The organism is Streptomyces sp. NPDC001970 (assembly GCF_053594115.1).
Window position 1 is genome coordinate 1 of the sequence record NZ_JBSFDW010000038.1, and the last position, 19,302, is coordinate 19,302.

Annotated in this window: 24 protein-coding genes and 3 pseudogenes; 12 read left to right on the forward strand and 15 right to left on the reverse strand. The window is 67.6% G+C overall.

The window, feature by feature from the left end; all coding sequences use genetic code 11:
• Positions 1-89 precede the first annotated feature (89 nt).
• Entirely contained in the window at positions 90-251 is a 162-nt protein-coding gene (locus ACWCP0_RS33490; RefSeq protein ID WP_451082523.1) for a hypothetical protein, read from the reverse strand.
• A gap of 252 nt (positions 252-503) precedes the next feature.
• On the opposite strand from ACWCP0_RS33490, the gene ACWCP0_RS33495 reads away from it, so the two are divergent.
• Positions 504-1,142, forward strand: a complete 639-nt coding sequence (locus ACWCP0_RS33495; RefSeq protein ID WP_451082524.1) for a dihydrofolate reductase family protein — start codon at positions 504-506, stop codon at positions 1,140-1,142.
• Positions 1,143-1,170: 28 nt separating this feature from the next.
• Here ACWCP0_RS33495 and ACWCP0_RS33500 read toward each other — a convergent pair.
• Positions 1,171-1,422, reverse strand: a pseudogene (locus ACWCP0_RS33500) (ATP-binding protein); the annotation flags it as partial.
• A gap of 445 nt (positions 1,423-1,867) precedes the next feature.
• On the opposite strand from ACWCP0_RS33500, the pseudogene ACWCP0_RS33505 reads away from it, so the two are divergent.
• Positions 1,868-2,637: pseudogene (locus ACWCP0_RS33505) on the forward strand (transposase).
• Positions 2,638-2,713: 76 nt separating this feature from the next.
• Here ACWCP0_RS33505 and ACWCP0_RS33510 read toward each other — a convergent pair.
• From ACWCP0_RS33510 to ACWCP0_RS33525, 4 genes are all read right to left on the reverse strand, one after another.
• Entirely contained in the window at positions 2,714-3,148 is a 435-nt protein-coding gene (locus tag ACWCP0_RS33510) for a VOC family protein (RefSeq protein WP_451082525.1), read from the reverse strand.
• A 417-nt stretch (positions 3,149-3,565) separates the two neighbouring features.
• Positions 3,566-3,724: a group II intron maturase-specific domain-containing protein gene (locus tag ACWCP0_RS33515; RefSeq protein ID WP_451082595.1), complete on the reverse strand. Its 159-nt coding sequence runs from the start codon at positions 3,722-3,724 to the stop codon at positions 3,566-3,568.
• A complete protein-coding gene (locus ACWCP0_RS33520) occupies positions 3,724-4,032 on the reverse strand; it encodes a recombinase family protein (RefSeq protein WP_451082526.1) in 309 nt (102 codons plus the stop codon). The genes ACWCP0_RS33515 and ACWCP0_RS33520 overlap by 1 nt, the downstream gene beginning before the upstream one ends.
• 504 nt (positions 4,033-4,536) lie before the next feature.
• Positions 4,537-5,511, reverse strand: a complete 975-nt coding sequence (locus ACWCP0_RS33525; protein WP_451082527.1) for a helix-turn-helix transcriptional regulator — start codon at positions 5,509-5,511, stop codon at positions 4,537-4,539.
• A gap of 136 nt (positions 5,512-5,647) precedes the next feature.
• On the opposite strand from ACWCP0_RS33525, the gene ACWCP0_RS33530 reads away from it, so the two are divergent.
• A complete protein-coding gene (locus ACWCP0_RS33530) occupies positions 5,648-6,043 on the forward strand; it encodes a RidA family protein (protein ID WP_451082596.1) in 396 nt (131 codons plus the stop codon).
• Positions 6,044-6,104: 61 nt separating this feature from the next.
• Complete coding sequence (locus tag ACWCP0_RS33535) at positions 6,105-6,488, forward strand: DUF4186 family protein (RefSeq protein WP_451082528.1); 384 nt, start codon at positions 6,105-6,107, stop codon at positions 6,486-6,488.
• On the opposite strand, the gene ACWCP0_RS33540 is transcribed toward ACWCP0_RS33535, so the two are convergent.
• Positions 6,489-6,719, reverse strand: coding sequence for a Tn3 family transposase (locus tag ACWCP0_RS33540; protein ID WP_451082597.1), 231 nt, complete (start codon positions 6,717-6,719; stop codon positions 6,489-6,491).
• Positions 6,720-6,839: 120 nt separating this feature from the next.
• On the opposite strand from ACWCP0_RS33540, the gene ACWCP0_RS33545 reads away from it, so the two are divergent.
• Positions 6,840-7,487 (forward strand): class I SAM-dependent methyltransferase, encoded by a 648-nt coding sequence (locus tag ACWCP0_RS33545; RefSeq protein WP_451082529.1) that lies wholly within the window; start codon positions 6,840-6,842, stop codon positions 7,485-7,487.
• Between the two features lie 57 nt (positions 7,488-7,544).
• On the opposite strand, the gene ACWCP0_RS33550 is transcribed toward ACWCP0_RS33545, so the two are convergent.
• Positions 7,545-7,814: a hypothetical protein gene (locus ACWCP0_RS33550; protein WP_451082530.1), complete on the reverse strand. Its 270-nt coding sequence runs from the start codon at positions 7,812-7,814 to the stop codon at positions 7,545-7,547.
• 97 nt (positions 7,815-7,911) lie between these two features.
• Here ACWCP0_RS33550 and ACWCP0_RS33555 point away from each other — a divergent pair, with 97 nt between their 5' ends.
• Together ACWCP0_RS33555 and ACWCP0_RS33560 are read left to right on the forward strand one after the other, a co-directional pair.
• On the forward strand, positions 7,912-8,532 hold the full coding sequence (locus ACWCP0_RS33555; RefSeq protein WP_451082531.1) for a DUF6000 family protein: 621 nt from the start codon (positions 7,912-7,914) through the stop codon (positions 8,530-8,532).
• Between the two features lie 59 nt (positions 8,533-8,591).
• Positions 8,592-8,867: a hypothetical protein gene (locus ACWCP0_RS33560; protein ID WP_451082532.1), complete on the forward strand. Its 276-nt coding sequence runs from the start codon at positions 8,592-8,594 to the stop codon at positions 8,865-8,867.
• A 28-nt stretch (positions 8,868-8,895) separates the two neighbouring features.
• Here ACWCP0_RS33560 and ACWCP0_RS33565 read toward each other — a convergent pair whose 3' ends face one another.
• The 4 genes from ACWCP0_RS33565 to ACWCP0_RS33580 all read right to left on the reverse strand — a co-directional run bounded on the left by ACWCP0_RS33565 (position 8,896) and on the right by ACWCP0_RS33580 (position 11,877).
• Positions 8,896-9,348: a hypothetical protein gene (locus ACWCP0_RS33565; protein WP_451082533.1), complete on the reverse strand. Its 453-nt coding sequence runs from the start codon at positions 9,346-9,348 to the stop codon at positions 8,896-8,898.
• A gap of 163 nt (positions 9,349-9,511) precedes the next feature.
• Entirely contained in the window at positions 9,512-9,736 is a 225-nt protein-coding gene (locus tag ACWCP0_RS33570; protein ID WP_451082534.1) for a hypothetical protein, read from the reverse strand.
• Positions 9,737-10,072: 336 nt separating this feature from the next.
• Entirely contained in the window at positions 10,073-10,675 is a 603-nt protein-coding gene (locus ACWCP0_RS33575; RefSeq protein WP_451082598.1) for a response regulator transcription factor, read from the reverse strand.
• Entirely contained in the window at positions 10,672-11,877 is a 1,206-nt protein-coding gene (locus ACWCP0_RS33580; protein WP_451082535.1) for a histidine kinase, read from the reverse strand. The genes ACWCP0_RS33575 and ACWCP0_RS33580 overlap by 4 nt, the downstream gene beginning before the upstream one ends.
• A gap of 189 nt (positions 11,878-12,066) precedes the next feature.
• On the opposite strand from ACWCP0_RS33580, the gene ACWCP0_RS33585 reads away from it, so the two are divergent.
• Together ACWCP0_RS33585 and ACWCP0_RS33590 are read left to right on the forward strand one after the other, a co-directional pair.
• Positions 12,067-12,528, forward strand: coding sequence for a hypothetical protein (locus tag ACWCP0_RS33585; RefSeq protein WP_451082536.1), 462 nt, complete (start codon positions 12,067-12,069; stop codon positions 12,526-12,528).
• Between the two features lie 43 nt (positions 12,529-12,571).
• The gene (locus ACWCP0_RS33590) at positions 12,572-13,198 is read left to right on the forward strand and encodes a hypothetical protein (RefSeq protein ID WP_451082537.1); all 627 of its coding nucleotides are present in this window, start codon (positions 12,572-12,574) and stop codon (positions 13,196-13,198) included.
• Between the two features lie 580 nt (positions 13,199-13,778).
• On the opposite strand, the gene ACWCP0_RS33595 is transcribed toward ACWCP0_RS33590, so the two are convergent.
• Complete coding sequence (locus ACWCP0_RS33595; RefSeq protein WP_451082538.1) at positions 13,779-14,996, reverse strand: FAD-dependent monooxygenase; 1,218 nt, start codon at positions 14,994-14,996, stop codon at positions 13,779-13,781.
• Positions 14,993-15,595, reverse strand: a complete 603-nt coding sequence (locus tag ACWCP0_RS33600; RefSeq protein WP_451082539.1) for a PadR family transcriptional regulator — start codon at positions 15,593-15,595, stop codon at positions 14,993-14,995. The genes ACWCP0_RS33595 and ACWCP0_RS33600 overlap by 4 nt, the downstream gene beginning before the upstream one ends.
• Positions 15,596-15,766: 171 nt before the next feature.
• On the opposite strand from ACWCP0_RS33600, the gene ACWCP0_RS33605 reads away from it, so the two are divergent.
• Positions 15,767-15,913 (forward strand): hypothetical protein, encoded by a 147-nt coding sequence (locus tag ACWCP0_RS33605; protein WP_451082540.1) that lies wholly within the window; start codon positions 15,767-15,769, stop codon positions 15,911-15,913.
• A gap of 195 nt (positions 15,914-16,108) precedes the next feature.
• Here ACWCP0_RS33605 and ACWCP0_RS33610 read toward each other — a convergent pair.
• A pseudogene (locus tag ACWCP0_RS33610) lies at positions 16,109-17,129 on the reverse strand (transposase); the annotation flags it as partial.
• A 555-nt stretch (positions 17,130-17,684) separates the two neighbouring features.
• On the opposite strand from ACWCP0_RS33610, the gene ACWCP0_RS33615 reads away from it, so the two are divergent.
• Positions 17,685-18,224 carry a 2'-5' RNA ligase family protein gene (locus ACWCP0_RS33615; RefSeq protein WP_451082541.1) on the forward strand — a complete coding sequence of 180 codons (540 nt, stop codon included), beginning with the start codon at positions 17,685-17,687 and terminating at the stop codon, positions 18,222-18,224.
• Positions 18,225-18,379: 155 nt separating this feature from the next.
• The gene (locus ACWCP0_RS33620; RefSeq protein WP_451082542.1) at positions 18,380-19,165 is read left to right on the forward strand and encodes an alpha/beta fold hydrolase; all 786 of its coding nucleotides are present in this window, start codon (positions 18,380-18,382) and stop codon (positions 19,163-19,165) included.
• Positions 19,166-19,302 lie beyond the last annotated feature (137 nt).

Sequence of the window (19,302 nt, forward strand, 5' to 3'; positions counted from 1 at the left end):
AGACTGCCTCGACTGCGCCGGTGGCCTCTACCTCGACACCCCCGCCTGACCGACCCCAACACCCCTCCACGAACTTCCGCGGAGCAGCACTAGTGCGTCACGTCGAGGCAGACGACCGCGCCGATCTCGACGAGCTGGTCGGGCAGCGCGAGGTCGGACACGCCCAAGGCCCGCCTCCACCCGAGCGAGTCAGAAACCGACGAGGGCGTCCTGCCCACCGAACTCACCGCATAGCCTCGAAACGAGATCACCGAGTGGCAGTCGATACACCACTCCAGCGGACGTGACCGTGGGTCCTTCCCCCGATGCCGTGATGGTGGCCGGCCTTGGGGCCGCGTCGGTGCCCGAACTTCTTCGCAGCTCCGGCAGCAGAGATACGAGTTTTCTGCTCGAACCGACACCGAAGCGAAGACCCACGTCCGGTAGGCCGATGAGTTTGTCGTCGTCGCACGGTCTGACTCCTTGAACTCCCGACCACAACCGCGCGGAAAGGTACTCGTCATATGAGCAGGGTGGTCTTGCACGTCACCATGTCACTCGACGGCTTCATGGCAGGTCCGGACATCAGCATCGAACACCCCATGGGCCGGGGTGGTCTGCGCCTGCATGACTGGATTTTGAACACACCGACCAGCGATGTCGACGCCAAAGTGACACAGGAGATTTCCGCCTCGACAGGTGCCGTCGTACTGGGCAGAAGGACATTCGACGTGGGTGTCGAGGTCTGGCAGGACACTCCCTTCCCGGTGCCGTGCTTCGTGCTCACACACAACGCTCGAAGCCGGCGCGCCATGAAGAGCGGGACCTTCACCTTCATCACCAACGGCCTGAAAAGCGCGCTTGAGCAGGCGGAAGCAGTGGCGGACGGGAAAGACGTCACACTGATGGGGGCGGACATCGCTCAGCAGGCGCTTAGCGCGGGACTCCTCGATGAGATCAATCTCCAGCTCGCACCGGTGCTCATGGGCGACGGACGCCGGCTGTTCGAGCATCTGGGAACGGAACACCTCGAGCTGGAACGAACCAGAATCCTCGCCTCACCGCTCATCACGCATCTGCGTTTCCAGGTCCCTCATGCCCGGAACATGTCGGACGGGGCAGCGCTGGACCATGGCCTTGAGGCCAACAGCCGACAGAACTGAGGGCATCCAAAGGAAGGGCCGGGAGAGGTCAGCCGGCGGCGTTCCGCTCGGTGGCTCGGGCCTTGGTGCTGGCGAGCCGGTAGGACTCGGTGCCGGTCTCGATGATGTTCCCGCCGAAGGTGAGGCGGTCGACGATGGCCGCGCAGAGCCGCGGATCGGTGAACGTCCTGGTCCACCCGCCGAACGACTCGTTGGAGGCGATGGCGACGCTGTTCTTCTCCTCCCGTTCCGTCAGCACCTGGAACAGCAGCTCAGCGCCCCTGCGGTCCAGCTCCATGTGTTGGGTCGGGACGGGACGCCGTGCACTGTTTCCGGTGCCGGTTTTCCCGTCCCCGCCCGCCGAACCGGACGTGCCCGTTGGCCGAGCATCCGGCTCTCCACGTGATCCGCTGGATCAGGCGAGCTATTCGCTGACCTGGCCGACGAAGGCCACATCGTCGTGGTTCGTCCGGCGGAAGCCTGCTCCGTCGGGATCGACCTCATCAATGTTGTATGGCGTGCTGATCTGCGCTCCACGAAACGTGTATCGCTGGACCCGAATCTTCGCCGGGTTGTAGAGGACGATCCCGCCCTCGGTGATGCGGTCTGCCCCGTAGTAGCGGCGCCGCAGCTGTTTCCAGGTCAGGTGGGGGTGTTTGTAGCGAATCCAGAGAAGCGGCCTCCACCACGCGTACCAGCCGAAGGGTTGTCCCGTAACTGCTGGTCACGGGTGAGAAGATCTTGTAATGGCTGGTGTGATCACGGCGTCGGAGCCGTCACGGATAGCCCCGTTCACCGGGCTGAGCCCGCGGCAGTTCGGCAAGCTGGTCACTGCGATGCGGCGCGAGAGTGCGAACCCGGTACGCAAAGGCCGACCGGGAGCCTGCCACTGGAGGACCGGATCCTGCTAGTAGTGGCCTACTGGCGTACGAACTTGACGCTGCGGCAGCTCACCCCGCTGTTCGGGGTGTCGAAGTCGGCCGCTGACCGCATCATCGGCCACCTCGGGCCGCCGCTCGCGCTCCAGCCCCGCAAGCGGTTTCGCAAGGACGCCGTGCTGATCGTCGACGGCACCCTGGTCCCCACGCGGGATCACACGGTTGCCGAGCAGTCGAAGAACTACCGGTACTCGACCAACCACCAGGTCGTCATCGACGCCGACACCCGACTCGTCGTCGCCGTCGGCCGGCCGCTGCCCGGCAACCGCAACGACTGCAAGGCGTGGGAACTGTCCGGTGCGAAGGCCGCCGTCGGCCGGACCACGGTCATCGCGGACGGCGGCTACCGGGGCACCGGCCTGGTCATCCCGCACCGCCGCGAACGCGGCCAGACCGAACTGACTGCGTGGAAGGAGGAGCACAACACCTCCCACCACAAGGTCCGCGCCCGCGTCGAGCACGTCTTCGCGCGGATGAAGACCTGGAAGATCCTTCGCGACTGCCGTCTGAACGGCGACGGCGTTCACACCGCGATGCTCGGCATCGCCCGACTGCACAACCTTGCCCTCACGGGATGACTCCCGCCCCACACGAGACCACCTTCAAGAGAGGCCCAAGGAAGATGGCTCCCCACCTCGCCGGCTCGGAGGATGCTCAGTCGAGACAGAACTCGTTGCCCTCGATGTCCTGCATCACGATGCACGACTCGTTGGTGCCATCGGCAAGCAGCGTTCGCACGTGTACCGCGCCGAGCGCGACAAGTCGTGCGCACTCGGCCTGGAGCGTGGCGAGGCGCTCCTCACCCACGAGCCCGGTGCCGGCCCGCACGCAGAGATGCACCCGATTCTTGACGACCTTGACTTCGGGAACGCGCTGGAAGAGCAGCCGCGGGCCCACACCTGAGGGGTCAATGCAGGAGAACCATTGCACCTTATGCTCAGGCGGCAGCGAGCGATGGTAGTCGTCCCACGTGTCAAACCCCTTCGGCACCGGCGATACGACGTACCCCAACACCTCGCACCAGAAACGAGCGATGCGCTCAGGTTCTGCGCAGTCAAAGGTGACTTGGAACTGCTTGATCGATGACATCGGCGCACCATAACAGGGGGGCTCTCTTGCTCATTCACCGGTGTGGGTCCGCATGTTGTCGGGAGGACGGCCCCTGCCAGCCGCTGCTGCGTCGTGCGGTCGCAGGGGGTGAACCGACGTCGATGCCTCCAAAGGGTTTCTCGCCCTTCCGGACCAGACCGCGGCCACGGCCCTTGCCGCGTTTCCCGACGGCAGTTGCCGACCCGGGGCCGCACCTACGGAGACGACTCCTCCCGAGTGAGGACGGGAACCGCACCCACCCCGAGCCGTGCATGCCCGCAACCCCGCCAGGCCCTTGGCCACCTTGGACATCAGGTGATCAAACCGGACAGCCCGAGAGAACGACGCATCCCCGGCGGCGTAGCCCACCGGTGGGACCCAGGATCCGATCCCGACCAACCACCCTCATGCCAAGGATCAGTTGCGGGACAACCCTGAGGTAGGAGAACGTTCTCTTGGATGCGCCGCAGGGAAATAGGCATCCCAGCCCCGGAGGACCGGATTGACCGACCGCAGCACCTCCTCCAACGAGAGCGACGTCGTACTTCGCCCCGTCAGTTTCTTGATCTTGTGCATCACGCCGCGAAGAACGCGAACAGCAGTCGGCCGGGCCCGCTGGGGTCGTACATCCCAGGCAGGGGCCCGGCGAGCATCTCCAGGACCAGGCCGTGGGCGGTGAGGTGGTCGGCGAGCGCGGTGAGTTCGGCGGCGTCGCGGCCGAGGCGCTTCATCTCGTACACGGTGAAGATGACGCGGCAGTGCGGGGCGTGGGCCTTGATCTGGCGGGCCAGCGCGAGCGCGGCCTCGAACTGGGGCCTCACGCGTACCCGGGTGCTGATCTTCTCGGAGAACACCTTGTCGCGCGGGATGCCGTGCTTGGCCAAGGCGTCCAGCTGCGACTGGAGTTCCTGGGTGAGCGTCGAGCACCTCGCGTACCCGATGCGGATGTCGGCGGTCGGGGCGTCCGGCGCCAGGGCGAGCAGGACGGAGGTGCCGGGCCGCCACGGCCGGCCGGGGCCCGCGGTCGGCGGGCGTCGGCACCCGCAGGAGCTTGGCGAGCCGGGGCACCTTGGCGAAGCGGCCGGTGTGGTACGTGCCGGCGACCACGCCGGAGCGCGAGCGGCACGACGATCCCGGTCAGGCGGTGCAGCGCGGACAGGGGTGGCGCTCGACGTCGTCGGCGTCGCTCGGGGAAGCCTCTTGAGGGGCCGTCATGCCCCCGGATGCTGTCACAAACGATTCTCAGAAGTACCCCGAACCCACCTTTGAGTGAGAACAAGTTCTGCGAACCGAACGGGCGCTTCGCGATCTCCGTGCAGCCGTTTCCGATCTTGCTCGGGCAAAGGAGCGTTTATGAGAACCAGCGCACGGAATTCGTAACCTCCGTCTCAGGATGAGTCTCCGTAGCTGGTGGCAATGGCGGCGGCGCGGTTGCGTAGGGAGGTGCGCAGCGACTGCGGGGCCAGGGCTTCCGCGTCCGTGCTGAGCTGCCACAGCGCCCATTCGGCGTGTCGTGAATCTTGGAAGGTCACCTCCAGCCGCAGCCAGCCGTCTGCGTCAGGTTCTTCTGCGCGGACGGCCAGCGCGGTGTCCAGCAGGTCCTCCCGCCGCGCCGGGTTCACCCGTACCAGCACGGTGATGTGGTCGCCGCCGGAGAGAAACTGCGCGGAGCGTTCCCGCCAGATCCGGTCCAGATCGACCCGGTTTGGTCGCTGTGCCGTTTCGGGGAGTTCCTGGGCGGCCAACACCCGCGACAGCCGGTAGGTGCGGTCCGTGCCAGATCTCGTGGCCAGCAGGTAGCCCCGGTCGCGGACGGTGACCAGGCCGATCGGGTCCACCGTGCGCCACTGTGGTGTCTGGCCTGTGGCCGCGTAGTGGATGCGCAGCTTGTGTCCGGCGAGCACCGCGCGCCGGACCTCGATCATTGTGGTGTCGGGTACCTCCTCAGTGACCAGCCGACGTGAGAGCAGGTCGGTCTCCGGGTCGACGAGAAACCGCTGGGCCGCGTCGCTCGCGGAGGCCCGATGGCTTTCGGGCAGCGCGTCGACCACCTTCCGCATGGCCGAAGCAAGCGCCGAGCCGAGGCCGAACACCTGCTCGCCGCGCCCCGATCCGGCGGTAAGCAAGGCAAGGGCCTCGTCGTGGTTCAGACCGGTGAGCTCGGTCCGGAAACCGGGCAACAACGCGAAACCGCCGTGCCTGCCGCGTTCGGCGTAGACCGGGACACCGGCCGCGGACAGTGCCTCGATGTCGCGCAGCACGGTGCGGGTGGATACCTCCAGCTCCCGGGCCAGCGTGTCCGCGGTCAGCCGACCGCGCTGACGCAGCAGCAGCACCAGCGAGACCAATCGGTCGGCACGCATACGAGAACTCTATCGGAATACATGACCAAGGGTGTCGTGATTTGTTGCGAGGCTCGTTAACACGACGTCGAAGCCGGCAGCTACCGAGCCGATGGCCGTACGCACTCCCAATGAATCGAATGGAGCTGATGTGGCAGTGGAACGAATGGCGGTCAACCCGGTGACATGGTCTGTGGAGATGGGATTCAACCAGGGTGAGGTCGTCTCTGGGCACACCCGGACCCTCTACATCTCGGGGCAGACCGCGATGAGCGGCGACGGCAAGCCCCAGCATGACGGTGACATGGCGGCGCAGTTGGAGCTGAGCATCGACAACCTGGAGGCCGTGCTTGCCGAGGCCGGCATGTCTCTCGCGAACCTCGTCCGGCTCAACGTCTACACGACCGACGTCGATCTGCTCTTCCAGCACTACGGCGTGCTGGCTGCGCGGTTGGGCGCCGCCGCGGTGGCGCCGACCACCACGATGCTCGGTGTGACGCGGCTGGCGATCCCCGGCCAGATGGTCGAGCTTGAGGGGACCGCCGTCGCGTGATGCGACTTCACCGCCTCTGCTACTCGTGCCGGTTGAACCGGCACGAGTAGCAGGCAGATGGGTGATTTCCCGTGCTCAGAATGGCGACAATCGGCGTCTATGGCCTCGACGGCTACGTAGCCGGGACCGTGCGGTGGTCGACCTGCGCGGCAGACACACCGAGGAGCTGGTCGAGCGCAGGCCGGCCCCGACCGAACCGCGCAACGACGGCCGTCAGACGCCCTACCGCGGGCATCCCGAGTTCGATGCGCAGCACGCCACCGCGACGTGCTGCCGCACCTGCCTGGAGCGCTGGCACGGCATCCCCGCCGGGCGTGCGCTCGACGACGCCGAGCAAGGTATCCGTGACCTCGAAGGAGGACAGCCCACGCGGGTGCTGCTGGCGAAGCTCGTCACCGACGCCATGGCCGACATCCCAGACGATTTGCCGCCCGACTTCGCCTGATCAGGCCGCTGTCCCGAAGCCCTCCGCTCGCAGGTCCTGGTCGCGGAGCTGGGTGAAGTCGACATCGAGCTTGGGGTCGTACGCCTCGGGCTGGATGCCGAGTTCGTGGGTGGAGTACTCGCCGAACCGCTTGATGTGCTCGGTCAGGTACGGCGAGATGTGGGCCAGACCCTCGGGGTCGATCTCCCAGCCCTCTTCCAGGAGCTGACGGACGATCTCCGCGATGTCCAGGGGCGTTGTGAAAGATCACCGCACCGCTTCTCTGAACTAGCGATAGCCCGGGCGAACGGGCGGGAGGGAAGATCGTGATTCTTTCGGCTCGCCTCGGGGCCAGGAACTACTGTCGCGAGCATGGTCGAACACGATGCCCTCAGTGCCACCCGCGAGGCTTACGACGCTGCTGCCCCCACCTATGCGCAGCTGTTCCGCGACACGCTGCGTGACAGTCCCCTGGACCGCGCGATCTTGGGTGCCTTCGCCGAGGTCGCAAGTGCGAGTGGGGACGGTCAGGTCGCGGACCTGGGGTGTGGACCTGGCCACATCACCGCTTATCTGGACGAGCTGGGACTGGCGGCGTTTGGCGTTGATGCCTCTCCTGCGATGATCAAGTTGGCTCGACAGGCCTATCCGGACCTGCGGTTCGACGTGGGCTCGATGGCCGCGTTGAACATCGCTGACGGCATGCTGACCGGCGTACTGTCACGTTGGTCCATCATCCACACTCCGCCGCAGGAACTCCCCGTCATCCTGGCGGAGTTCCACCGTCTGCTGTCACCTGGCGGCCACCTTCTGGTCGGCTTTTCGGCCAGCGGTGATCCTTCTCACCCGACGCAGGTCTTCGATCACACGGTCGTGCCGGCCTATCGGTGGTGGCCTGATCACCTCGCCGCGATGCTGCGCAAGTCCGGGTTGGCCGAGGTGGCCCGGATGGTTCGCGAGCCTCAGCCCACCGACCGACGGCAGTTCCAGGAGATTCAACTGCTCGCCCGTAAAGCCTAGGCAGGGGCTGCCCGACCGAACGCATGAGCGCATCCAGCCCTGCCGGAGGGGGAACCGTCAGGCTCCAGGCGTCGATTCATGATCAGGGCTCACCGCCGTTCGAGCTCCGATTTGGTCGAGCGAGGGGACTCCGAGGAACACCTTCGATGACATGCGCTCCTGGCGGGCATCGAGCTGGGCGATCTTCTCTTCTGCCCCAGCGAGGCTGACCCGCAGCCCTTCGACCTCGCCGAGCCATCCTTCGCGTTCGGCCTCGGCGACGCGGGCAAGGAGGTTGTCACGGATCTCGACGAGCCGGTCAGGCTGGGCGGGGTCAGGACAAAGCATCGGGCATCTGACACAAGCTTCTCTGAACTAGCGATCGCTACTCGAGGCTCTGGGTAAACCGCTGGCAGCTGGGTCCTCGCCGGGCAAAGATGCAGCCATGCGCTATGCCAACACCGACCCCGAGCTCATGGACCTGGTCCGACGATTCGTCACGCCCGGCCGGCGGTACCTGCGGCTGGGTGGAAGCTCGCTGCGGTTGAGCGGGCCTGAGCGTGACTTGTTCATGAGGGAGCTGGTCAAGGCTGCCGGGGAGATCACTCCCGCTGAGCTCGGCGTCCTTTTCGAAGGCGGTTGGCGAGAGCGTAAGACTGCCTCCTGGCTGGTTGCTGTAGCCGGCAGGACCGAGTTCCGCAGCCGCATCGGCGAACTCCTGCTGGCCAGCGAAGGCCCCGGCGGCGGGGCCTACTGCATCACTCTTGCCACCTTCGGCACCAGCACGGACGCCGATCTGGTCTGCAGATACCTTGATCGCTGCTTGCCTCAACCCGACCGCGTCTACGACCAGATCGTCGCTCTCAGCACACTGCTTCACCTCGATGCCGTCCTTGGGACCGAGCGAGCATCCCCATACCTTGCCGCCGGTGGCCTGTGGCAGCACTGGACCGATGCCACGCCGAACCTGTTGCGGGATCCGCAGAAGTACCGGCAGGTCGTGGACCAGCTCTGTTCCTTCGCCAGCGAGTGCGCTGAACTCTTTGCCAGAATGACCAGGCACTGAGCCCCCCGACTTGACCACTGGACGCCGACCGTTTCGGACCCCTCAGTAGAGTCTGGGCAATGACAGGAAACCAGGGCCGCTGGCCAAAGATCGACCAGGATGGTGGCATCGAGGACGTGACACTCCTCATCCTGGAATGGCTGGGTGAGCAGGGCGTGAACGCCATGATCAGAGTGGACGCCGAGAGGGTGGCCGACAACGCGCCGGCGTGGACGTTCGCCGCCAGTGGGGGTCCCTTGGAGCATGGCATGCGTGCTGGTGGGAGGACTGTGCAGCAATGCATGTCCACAGCCCTGTCCCAGCTGCGCGAGGCCGGGCTGTCGGTTCCGTTTTGATCTTCGTCTTCGCTCGCTCTGGCTTCGATCATGACGTTGGTCTCGGCGTCCCAGCGGTTCCTCCGGACCGGCTGAAGCCCGGCATTCCGAGCTGGACCGCAGCCGACTGTCTCTCGGCCAGTGCGTCGACCTGGGCGAGCTTGTCTTCGGCGCCGGCCAAGCTGACCCGGAGTCCTTCGACCTCGCCGAGCCAGCCCTCTTGTTCGGCTTCGGCGATGCGGGCGACGAGGTTGTCGCGGATCTCCTCCAACCGGCCGCGCTGGGCCGGGTCCGGCCGGAGGAGCGAGCAACGAATGCAAGCGTGTTCATGAACACAAGGGCTTGAAAAGGCACGAGCGCAGGTGCCGATGGAGCCCGGCCAGCTATTGGGGACAATCCGGGCTGGGAAGCGCTGCTGAGCGGCCATCGCGCGGGTGAGTTGAGGCTCCTTTCCAGCGGCCGGTGTGCGGGAGCCGGCGCTCGCCGACAAGGTGATGGTCACCGGGCACCGGCTCCGAACAGCACATCGAGACTCTCCGGCCGGTAGTCGGCTGCCGGAGGCGGGGCAACGCGGGCGGCTGCCTGCCGCGTCTGTTCCGATCTGCCGGGCCTGGGACTGCTTGTACTTCGTCCCCACCCGCTGGCGCACCTCCGTACGCTGCCGCTCAGCGGTGCGGCCCGTCTCGTACAACGGGAGCGTGACCCGGACCGTGATTGCGCAGGCTCCGCAGCCCGGTCGCGATGATCGGGACCTTCCCGTCGTAGTGATGGCGGCCGCCGCGCTGCCGCTCCCCCGCCCACAGGCACAACGGGCCGCCGATCAGCAATTCCTCGGGCGTGTAATCGAGAATCGCCTGGAACAGCACCACGCGGTCCTCGGCACTGATCAACTCACCTGGGCCGGAGCGGGACTTGACCAGCGCCGCCAACGCCTCCGGCCCAGGGCCCGGTGCTTGCGCCACCAGGTCCCCACGGACCGCTCCGAGACCCCGAACACCTCGGCCGCCTGCCGGTAGCTTCGCACCCGCCCCTACGCCAGCGCGGCCACCACCCGCAGCCGCACCACCTCCTGCGCGGCAGGCGACAGCCGCCGCGCATCCCCCAGCTCGATCACACACCCTCAACGAGCCAGGCAACCAAATCGTGCGGCCACATCGAGCCGCCGCCTGGCTCACCGCTCGGCTGCCGGAGCGCGTGGTCGCCGCCATAGGAACCGCTCGCGCGGCTCAGATCCAGCCTTGTTGCCAGGCGTGGTGGGCGGCGGCGTGGCGGGTGGGGGCGGCCAGCTTGGACATCGCGGCGGAGAGATAGTTGCGGACCGTGCCCGGTGCCAGATGGACCTCGGCGGCGATCTCGGCGACCGAGGCGCCGGTGCGGGCGGCGCGCAGGAGCTGCAGTTCCCGGTCGCTCAGGGGGCAGTCGTCCTCGGTCAGCGCGGAGGCTGCGATGTCGGGGTCGACGTAGCGGCGGCCGGCGGCGATGTCACGGATGATCTCCGCCAGCCTGGCCGCGGGGGTCGTCTTGGGGACGAAGCCGCGCACGCCGACGGCCAGGGCGCGGCGCAGCACCGCGGGCCGGGCGTGCCGGGTGACCATGATGATCTGGGTGGGCAGTTCGGTCCGGATCTCCTCGGCGGCGCGCAGACCGTCGGTGGGCGGCATCTCCAGGTCGAGCACGGCGATGTCGGGGCGGTGTTCGCGGGCGAGCCGCACCGCGTCGGTGGCGGTGGATGCCTCGGCCACCACGGTGAGGTCGTCCTCCAGCGCAAACAGGGCGGCGAGGGCGCTTCTGAGGAGATCCTCGTCGTCGGCGATCAGCAACCGGATCAACACGCCGCTCCGTTCGCCGAGGCCGGCAACGACGCCAGGACTATGAAGCGGTCGCCGTCTCGGCCCCACGTCAACTCGCCACCGGCTGCCCGCAGCCGCTCGGCGAGGCCGCGCAGCCCGGTGCTCTCCGCGGCGGCGGAGGGCTCGTCGGCGCCGTCGTTGCTGACCCGCAGGCGGGCGAGGCCGCTGGTGACGCGGTAGTCGACCTCGGCGTGCCGGGCGTGGCTGTGGCGGAGCACGTTGGTGGTGGCCTCGCGCATCACCAGGCCCAGCAGGTGGCGGGTGGGGCCGACCAGGTCGGCGGCGACGGCCGCGGGGTCGAGGGTCATCCGGGCGTCGATGTCGGCCGCGGCCAGCACGCGGGTGGCGTTGGCGATCTCTTCGTCCAGTGTCGTACGGCGGTAGCCGTGCACCACGGCCCGCGTGTCGCGGAGGGCGTCGGCGGACAGGCGCTGCACGTCCCTCATCTCCTCGGCGGCGCGCGCCGGGTCCAGCTCCGCGAGCCGCGCCGCCAACTCGCTCTTCAACGCGATGATCTGCAGGTGGTGTCCCTGGATGTCGTGCAGGTCGGCGGCGAACCGCAGCCGCTCGTCCTTGACCGCCAGCTCCGCTTCCAGCCGCCGCGCCCGATCCAGCCGCCCCGCGACGTCCCACGCCCAGAGGGGGCCGAGCACCATCCAGACGGTGAAGGCGATCAGCGCAGCCGGGAACAGCGCGGCGTACGCCAACTCCCCGTCCCCGGCGGCCAGGCTGACGGCACCGCCCGGCAGCAGCGCGAGGACCACCGCGCCGACGATCAGCAGCCGCCTGCGGCGCGGCGTGAGGTAGGTCGCGCAGATCGCCACCGTGACCGCAGGCGCGACCGCCCACAGTGCGTAGTTGCGCCGGACCAGCGGGAGCGCCGCGAGCACGACCGTGGCGACGCCCGCGGCGAGCAGCCAGCCCATGGGCGGGCGCGCGGGATGCGGGTGGCCCGCCGACGGCGCAGCCAGCCATCCGCTGAGCAGCACCGCACTCGCCACGGCCTCAACGGCGAGAGCCGCGACGGCCAGGGTGCGGGCCCAGAGGGGCACGTCGCCGTCCAGGATCCAGGCACCGAAGAACACCACCAGAAAGCACACCGTGGTGCCCGGCACGGCCCACCAGGTGTAGCGCCGGAAGCTCGTCAGCCCCGTCCCGCGCTCGCTCGCTCCGTCACTCACGCGGCCATTGTCGCAGCAGCGGGGCGCGCCGACCGTGTGTCGTACGACTGGTCTCCGCATGACAGATGTCATGCGGAGACGTGACAACGCCACACCCGGACGTGCTGCTTCGGCACTACTGGCGGCTCTCCCGCTCGCGCAGGCTGAAAGGCGTAGAGATACCCCGGCCCTGTATGTGAGGAGAGCGTCATGCAGGCACAAAACGACACCAGGCTGACACACGCCCAGGACGCCGCGGCCCGTCCCTCCGGCAAGGCTCACGGCGGCCACGGCTGGTGGCACTTCGCCCGCCACTACCTGGAGATGGTCGTCGCGATGGCCGTCGGAATGCTCGTCCTCGGCGCGGTGACGCGAGGCGTCCTGGCGCTCGCGGACGTGGAGTTCTCCGCGACGCGCCATCCCGAACTGGCGTCGTTGGAGATGGCGTTCGACATGTCGGTCGGCATGGCCATCTGGATGCGCCACCGCGGCCACGGCTGGCCGAGCACCCTCGAGATGTGCGGCGCGATGTTCGCCCCCGCGCTCGTGCTGTTCCCGCTGCTCCGGCTGGGCGTCGTCGCGCCCGACTCGATGATCACCCTGGAGCACCTCGCGATGCTCCCGCTGATGCTCCTCGTCATGCTGCGCCGCCGGAGCGAGTACGGCGGCTGACCCCGCACCCCTTCCTCCTACGCCTTACGCCCCAGGAGACGCCATGACTGCCAAAACACATGCGACGACGCCGGTCACGACCACCGGAGCCGCCTGCGCAAGGCGGAGCCCGGCCCAGGTGCTGATGCGCCGCTGGCCCACGGCACTGGCCCTCGCGCTCACGGTTCCCGACCTGGCCATCGGGGACGGCTCGAGAGACACGAGCGGCGCGGTCGCCGCCTTCGGGGAGGCCCTGCCCCTCCTGCCACTGCTGTACCTGATCGTCAACCAGCTCGGGAAGCCCCAGCTGACCTGGCCCGTGCTCGGGGCCGGGCTGGCGACCATGGTCGCCCTCCGGGCGCAGGGCGCGGTCCCGCCGTCCACCGTCCTGGTGACCGTCGCGCTGATCCTGCTGATCTGGGGCACCGTCCGCGGGACCCCGCACGGTCGGACCGTCTTCGGAATCCAGACCGCAGGGGCGTTCATCTTCTGCGCGCTCGCCCTGGCGGGACTCACGGTGAACCCGGACCTCGGCCGCCATCTGGTGGCGGCCGGTTGGCTCCTCCACGGCGTCTGGGACTTCGTCCACCTGCGGCTGCGCAGGCTCGACGGGATCGTGTCCCATACATTCGCCGAGTGGTGCGGCGTCGTGGACGTCCTGATCGCCGTCGAGCTGCTCCTCCTGCCATAGCCCTACGGTCGTCCAGGTCGGGTCACATCACCCGACGGCGAGACCGAGGTCTGCCGGAGCGCCCTGCCAGCGACAGACCTTCGGCCGGCCACGCGCCGTCCGCTCACGCCTGCCTCAGCCCTCGTCCGGGGTCAACAACAGGAACTGGCTCACGATTCAAGCGTCGCCGACAGTCGACCGTAGCCCAGGCGGTGGCGGACCGGATTGGGTTCGAGTGCCTGTCAACGGACAGCTTCGCACGGCATCCGGGGCGGCCCTGGCGAACACCGGAGCGGGACGTGCAGCGCATGTCGCCGAGCATCAACGTAGACGAGATCAGCGAACTCGAGGCTGGCCCAGAAGACCCCCGGGGCGGGTTGTAGAGGTAGGCGGCTCGCAAGCCAGACCGTAGGGGCCAGACCATGTGTGCCGATGACCAGAGTCTGGTGCCGGGCAGCGGCGGTGCGAGGTCACTGATCTCGAGTAGTTGTTGGGACATCTTCAAGCGTTGGACGGTCAGCCACTGGCCGACCACGTCGGGCCCCGCATGGTTCCGGCGTTGGCGATCCGCCTCTGTGGTGACAGCAGCGGTTGACCTTCGTCAGCGTGACGGCGCGACACCGGCTGGCTGGACCACAGCGTCCCAGTCGAGGTGGTGGCCATAGACTTCTTCGGTGTACTTGCTGTTGGCCGCGGCCTTGAGGATGAGCGGCATGACGCTGTCGAGGAACAGGCGGCCCAGCGGGCCTGCCGCCTTGCTGTTGTTGATACGGGCGGCCTGTTTGACGATCTTCTCGACCCTCGGTCGGCGCAGGTCGACGAATGTGGTGAAGGCGTCCGCATAAGAGGATGTGTCGCGCAGGCAGCGAGCCAGGATGACGGCGTCCTCGATGGCCAGCGAGGCGCCTTGACCGGAGCTCGGCGAGGGGGCGTGCGCGGCGTCACCGAGGACGATCATCCGGCCGCGATGCCAGGCGGGCAGGCGCCTGAGCAGGTGGACAGGGCTGGCCTTCATGATGTTGTCGCTGCTGGTGGCTTCGATGATGCGCGCCGCCGGTCCCGCGTCATCCGTGAAGGCCACGACGAGTGTGCGCCTCCACTCGTCGCTGCCGATGCGCTCGACTTCGCCGCGGGCAGGTTCGACCGCACGCGGTACGTTGGCGAACCACCAGACCTCGCCGTCAGGGGCGACGGCGTAGCCGAAGAACGCACGCCGCCCGAAGATCATCGTGTAGGAGCCCGGCTCGGCGTCGACCGTGACCTCACGGGTGTAGCCGCCGAGGCTGACCAGGCCCGCGTAGGAGGGGGCGGGCGCCTCGGGGTCGACCGTCTTACGGACGGCCGAGTGCACGCCGTCACAGCCGATCAGCAGGTCCGCGGTGGCAGTGGTGCCGTCGGCGAAGGTCGCGCGGACAGCCTCCCCCGTGTCCTCAGCGCTGACCAGGCGTTGGCCATGGTTCACGGTGATGCCCCTGCGCACCGCTGCCTGGTGCAGGGCGCGGTAGAGGCCCGCCCGCCTGATGGTCATGGACGGTGTTCCTGCCGCGGAGCTGATCCTCGAGACGCCGAGCCGCTTACCCTTGCTGCTGTACAGGGTGATCTGCGGTGTGGCGATGCCGGTGCGGGTTATCTGCTGGTCGGCGCCGATCGTCTTGAGCGCGTCGATCCCGTTGGAACCCAATGTGAGGAACACGCCGGCGTCGTCGGCTCCCTCGGCGTGCGCCTCGTAGATGACGGCGTCGATGCCGGCTTTCTGCAGTGCCATGGCGGTCGCCGGTCCGGCAATCCCGCCACCGATCACCAGGGCGGTAAGGCTCATGGTTGTCCTGCCTCTCCTTGCCGGTGGAAAGCGGCCCACATCGGGCCCCAGTCGTTGTCGATCTGCTCGATGAACCGGGTGACGAAGGCCTGGTCGGCGTCAAGGAGTGCCAGGCGGTACTCCTCCTCGACCAGGAACAGCGGATGGATGCCCGCCACTACGGTGTCGTCGATCAGCTTCCGGTTCTCGGCCCGCTGCGCGGCCAGGCGCTGTCGGCGTTCGGTTAGCAACTCGACCACCTCACTGGGGTCAAGCGCGGCGATCAGCGCGAGTGCCGCGACGAATCGGGGGTATTCGTGGGCGGGCTCGGCCACCAGTTCCCGCAGCCAATCATGCAGTTCGAGGCGTCCCTGGCCGGTGAGCGCATAGACGGTCCGTTCGGGACGCTGTCCCTGCCGGACCGTTTCCTGCTCGACGATGAAACCGGCCTTGGCGAGCTGCTGGAAGACCATGTACAGCGACCCGTGGCTGAACTTGATGCTCCGCGAGTCGCCGTGGTCGCGCATGGCCCGCGACAGCTCGTACGGGTGCATCGGCCGCTGACTGAGGTACGACAGCACCGCCAGCCCCAGCAGATTGCCGACCGCCCGCCTTGCCATATCCCTCTCCCCTTCGTCAGCAACGATTATCCATCTTCAAATAGTCAGTATCAACTATATGGAGCGGAGCAATTGTCGTTCCTGAAAGATCAGTTGAGGTTGCTCGGGCAACGGGAGCCTCGGGGGGTTGCCCGGGTCGAGGATCGTTGTGATGAGGCGATAGACGCCCTCGTGGCCGGCGATGGTGTACTCCACCGGGCCCCAGCCGCAGAACTGGCCGCCCTCTACGCCCAGCGATGGGAGTTCGAGTCCACCCTCGACCACATCAAGACCCACCTCGGCGGTCCCCCACCTGGTGCTGCGTTCACAGCACCCTGATGGAGCCGAGCAGGAACTCTACGGCTTCCTTGCTCGTCCACCACGCCATCCGGTACCTGATGCACCAGGCCGCACAAGAAGGCGATCACGATCTTGACCGGATCTCCTTCACCCGCTCACTGCGCGTCGTGCGCCGCCAGGTCACCGACCAGGCGGCGTTCCCCCCGGCAGACTCGCCCGCGCGGTCAAAGCGTCCGCCGGAGTGGCGCCGGCGGCCGAGGACCATTAGCCAGACCGGTTTCGGGGTGCGGTCGCCCGGCAGGCGCTCGACCGTCAGCCGCATCAACGTGCCGTGCAGGATGGGCAGTTCCTCATCCGCGTGCTCCAGCCAGGTGCCGCGGTGGGTGAGTCTGGGGTGCATCCGGTCCCAGGCTGTCGCCTCGGCCTTGCCGTAGCGGGTGGTGTCCGTGGAGGTGGTGACGTCGGGCTGGTGCCCGGTGTCGGGCTTGGCGAAGGTGAGGACGCCGCCGTGCCTGCGGGGCCGCCCGCCCTTCGGCCCGGAGCGGGCCGTACCGGCGTCGCGGAGCATGACGCGGTCCGAGCGCAGACGTCCCACCAGGACGACCGGCAGGTCCGCCAGGGCGTGGGAGAGGTAGGCGACGTCGTAGCCGCTGTCCATGACGATCAGGATCTCGGGGTCGCCGGGCCGCCAGTGCCCGGCCATGGCCAACCAGCCGACAACTTCGCGGAGTTGACCGGCAGTGACCTGGGGGGCGTCGTCCGCCTGGCCCAGGCGGACCGCGTCCAGGAGAGCGACCCAGGAGGTGCGGCCGGACTCCAGGGCGGCGACGAAGGAGTACGGCCAGCCGGGAACGAACTGGTCGCTGCTGCGGTCTCCGCGTCCGTAGACGTGGCAGAACAGCCGCTCGTCGCTGGTCGGCGCATCAGGTCGCAGCCCGTGCGACACATCCACAGCGAGGACGATCCGCACGTCCTCCGCCCTCGGCAGCGGCAGGCCGGCCAGGGCGCGACGCAACCGCGCCGGCTCCAGCCAGCCCCGGTCCAGGGCCGCATACAGCGCGCCGTGCCCCCGCCGGTGCTCGGCCGCCAGCGACAACTCGACCAGAGTCTTCACCGGCCCGTCCGCACACAGCACCGCGTCGGTAAGCTCGAAGAGCGCATCCGCCCGCTTGTAGAGACACTCGTAGAACTCGACCCGAAAGCGGGACAACAGACCCAACGCCTCGCCTGCTGGCACATCGACGGGCAGACTCATGGGCAGCGGCCGTTCTCTCGCACTTCGTTACTCGACATCTCGAAGCGTGGAGAACGGCTGCCCTACACATACCCGAATCCCGCTGATCTCAGCAGGTCGAGTGACCAGCGACGTTAAACGTCAAGCTGAGGCATCGACAATATTTGGTGCTTGCGGCTGGCGTTAAAGTCACCAGAACGCAGGGGCGATCGCAGCCGCGCACTGACAGCGGGCGGATTCGTCTCAGCTTCACAGCCCTGCCACCCACGCGTACGCCCGTCGCGCCGCGGGGGCGCAAACACCTCTCGCGATAGGACAACCAACGCCGCGCCGTCTCTGCCCGCGCGGCTCCGCGTCCACCCAGCTCCTCAGCCGACTGGCTTCGTTCACTTCAACCGACAGCGTTTGTTCCTGGGTTCCGGCGGCGTTCAGTGATCATCGGCACTCTGGATGTTCACGGGAAACAGCGGCAGCGTCTTGGTCGTCCCGCTCGTCGACCTGCTTCGCAGATCGACGTGATCGTTCAGCGAAAAAGGAGCCGTGCTGTCTGCGGCAGAGGTGACACCATGCGGTGTCATGGCAAATGACATCACCAGTGCGTTTCAGGCGGGCCAGACGGGGCTCATCGTCCGGATCCCGGAGGCGGAGCCGTCCGTCCGCGGGTGGCGTGAACGGCTCGACCCCTCAGCCCAGGCCGGGGTTCCAGCCCACGTCACCGTGCTCTTCCCGTTCCTCGATGAGAGCCGAATAGATGCGCTCGTCTGCTCCGCTCTCGCGGACGTGCTGGGCAGCCACCAGGCCTTTGACCTGCGGTTCGAGAGTTGTGGGCGGCTCCCGGAAGTGCTGTATCTCGTCCCCGAGCCTGACACGCAGTTGCGGCAGCTCACAGAGGCGATCGCTGATCGTTGGCCTGAGGCTCCGCCGTATGCCGGCCGATTTGCCGAGATCGTGCCGCACCTGACCATCGCTCAAGGCCAGGAAGACGCCGTCCTGGAGGAGATCGAGGCCGACCTCGCAGGCAGGCTCCCGTTCACGTCTCACGTCGCATCGGTTGAACTGATGATGCACGACGGCGTGAAGTGGCAAGAACGGGCGTCGTTCGCACTCGGAGAATGAAGCAGGTCATGAGGCTTGGCTGGTCCGCTGCCCCTTAGGTGACAGCGGCCAGCGTGATTTCCCCGTGTACGGCCACTTAGCTCGGTGACTGCGGGTGATGAGTAAGGGCCGACTCGGAGCTACGGGGAGTGAGTGGTCACGTAGACTCGCTGGCCATGGACGACCGTGTGCGGGGCAGCTTCGAGGTGAACGGGCGCAGACTCTCCTATCTCGATTTCGGCGGGCCCGGCCCGGTTTTGATCGCTCTGCACGGGCATTTCAGCGAGGGCGCGGATTTTGCTCCGCTGGCCGAGCGGCTGGACTTCCAATGGCGTGTGATCGCGCTCGACCAGCGAGGGCATGGCGAGTCCGATCAGGCCGCCGACTACGAGCGCAGCAGCTACGTCGGCGACGTCACAGCCTTCCTCGACCACCTCGGGCTGGCGGAGGTCGCACTGCTCGGTCATTCCCTTGGCGGCGTGAACGCCTACCAGTTCGCCGCCCGGCATCCCGACCGCGTCACCGCGCTCATCGTCGAGGACATCGGAGCGGTCTGCGACATCGACCTGACCTTCGCGAAGAACCTGCCCGACCGAGTCGCGACCCGAGACGGGCTCGTCGGAGCCCTGGGCACCGCCGCGCCGTACTTGGAGGTGACCTTCAGGGAGCGAGCAGAAGGCTGGGGCTTCTCCTTCGACGCGGCCGACACGGTCCGGTCCCAGCAAGCACTGTCCGGTGACCATTGGCACGATTGGCTGAGCGTGCGATGCCCGACCCTGCTGATCCGGGGCACGCGCAGCGACGAACTGTCGGCCCCCCACGCCCGCGACATGGCAGCGAAGCGATCGATCCGTCTCATCGAGCTGCCCGCCGGACACGTCGTTCACCACGACCAGCCCGACGCCTTCGCCGAATGCGTCCGGCGGTTCCTAGCCCCCGTCGACAGCATCACCACCCCATAGCTCGCTGGCTCTGTCGCGCGGATCGCAGTCGCCATGCCTGCGCGGATCGCCCGGGCCGATTGTGCCATTACAACCAGTGACAATCGCGGCCAGTTGACTCCCCATCAACTGGCCGCGAGCGGGGAATCCCAACTGGC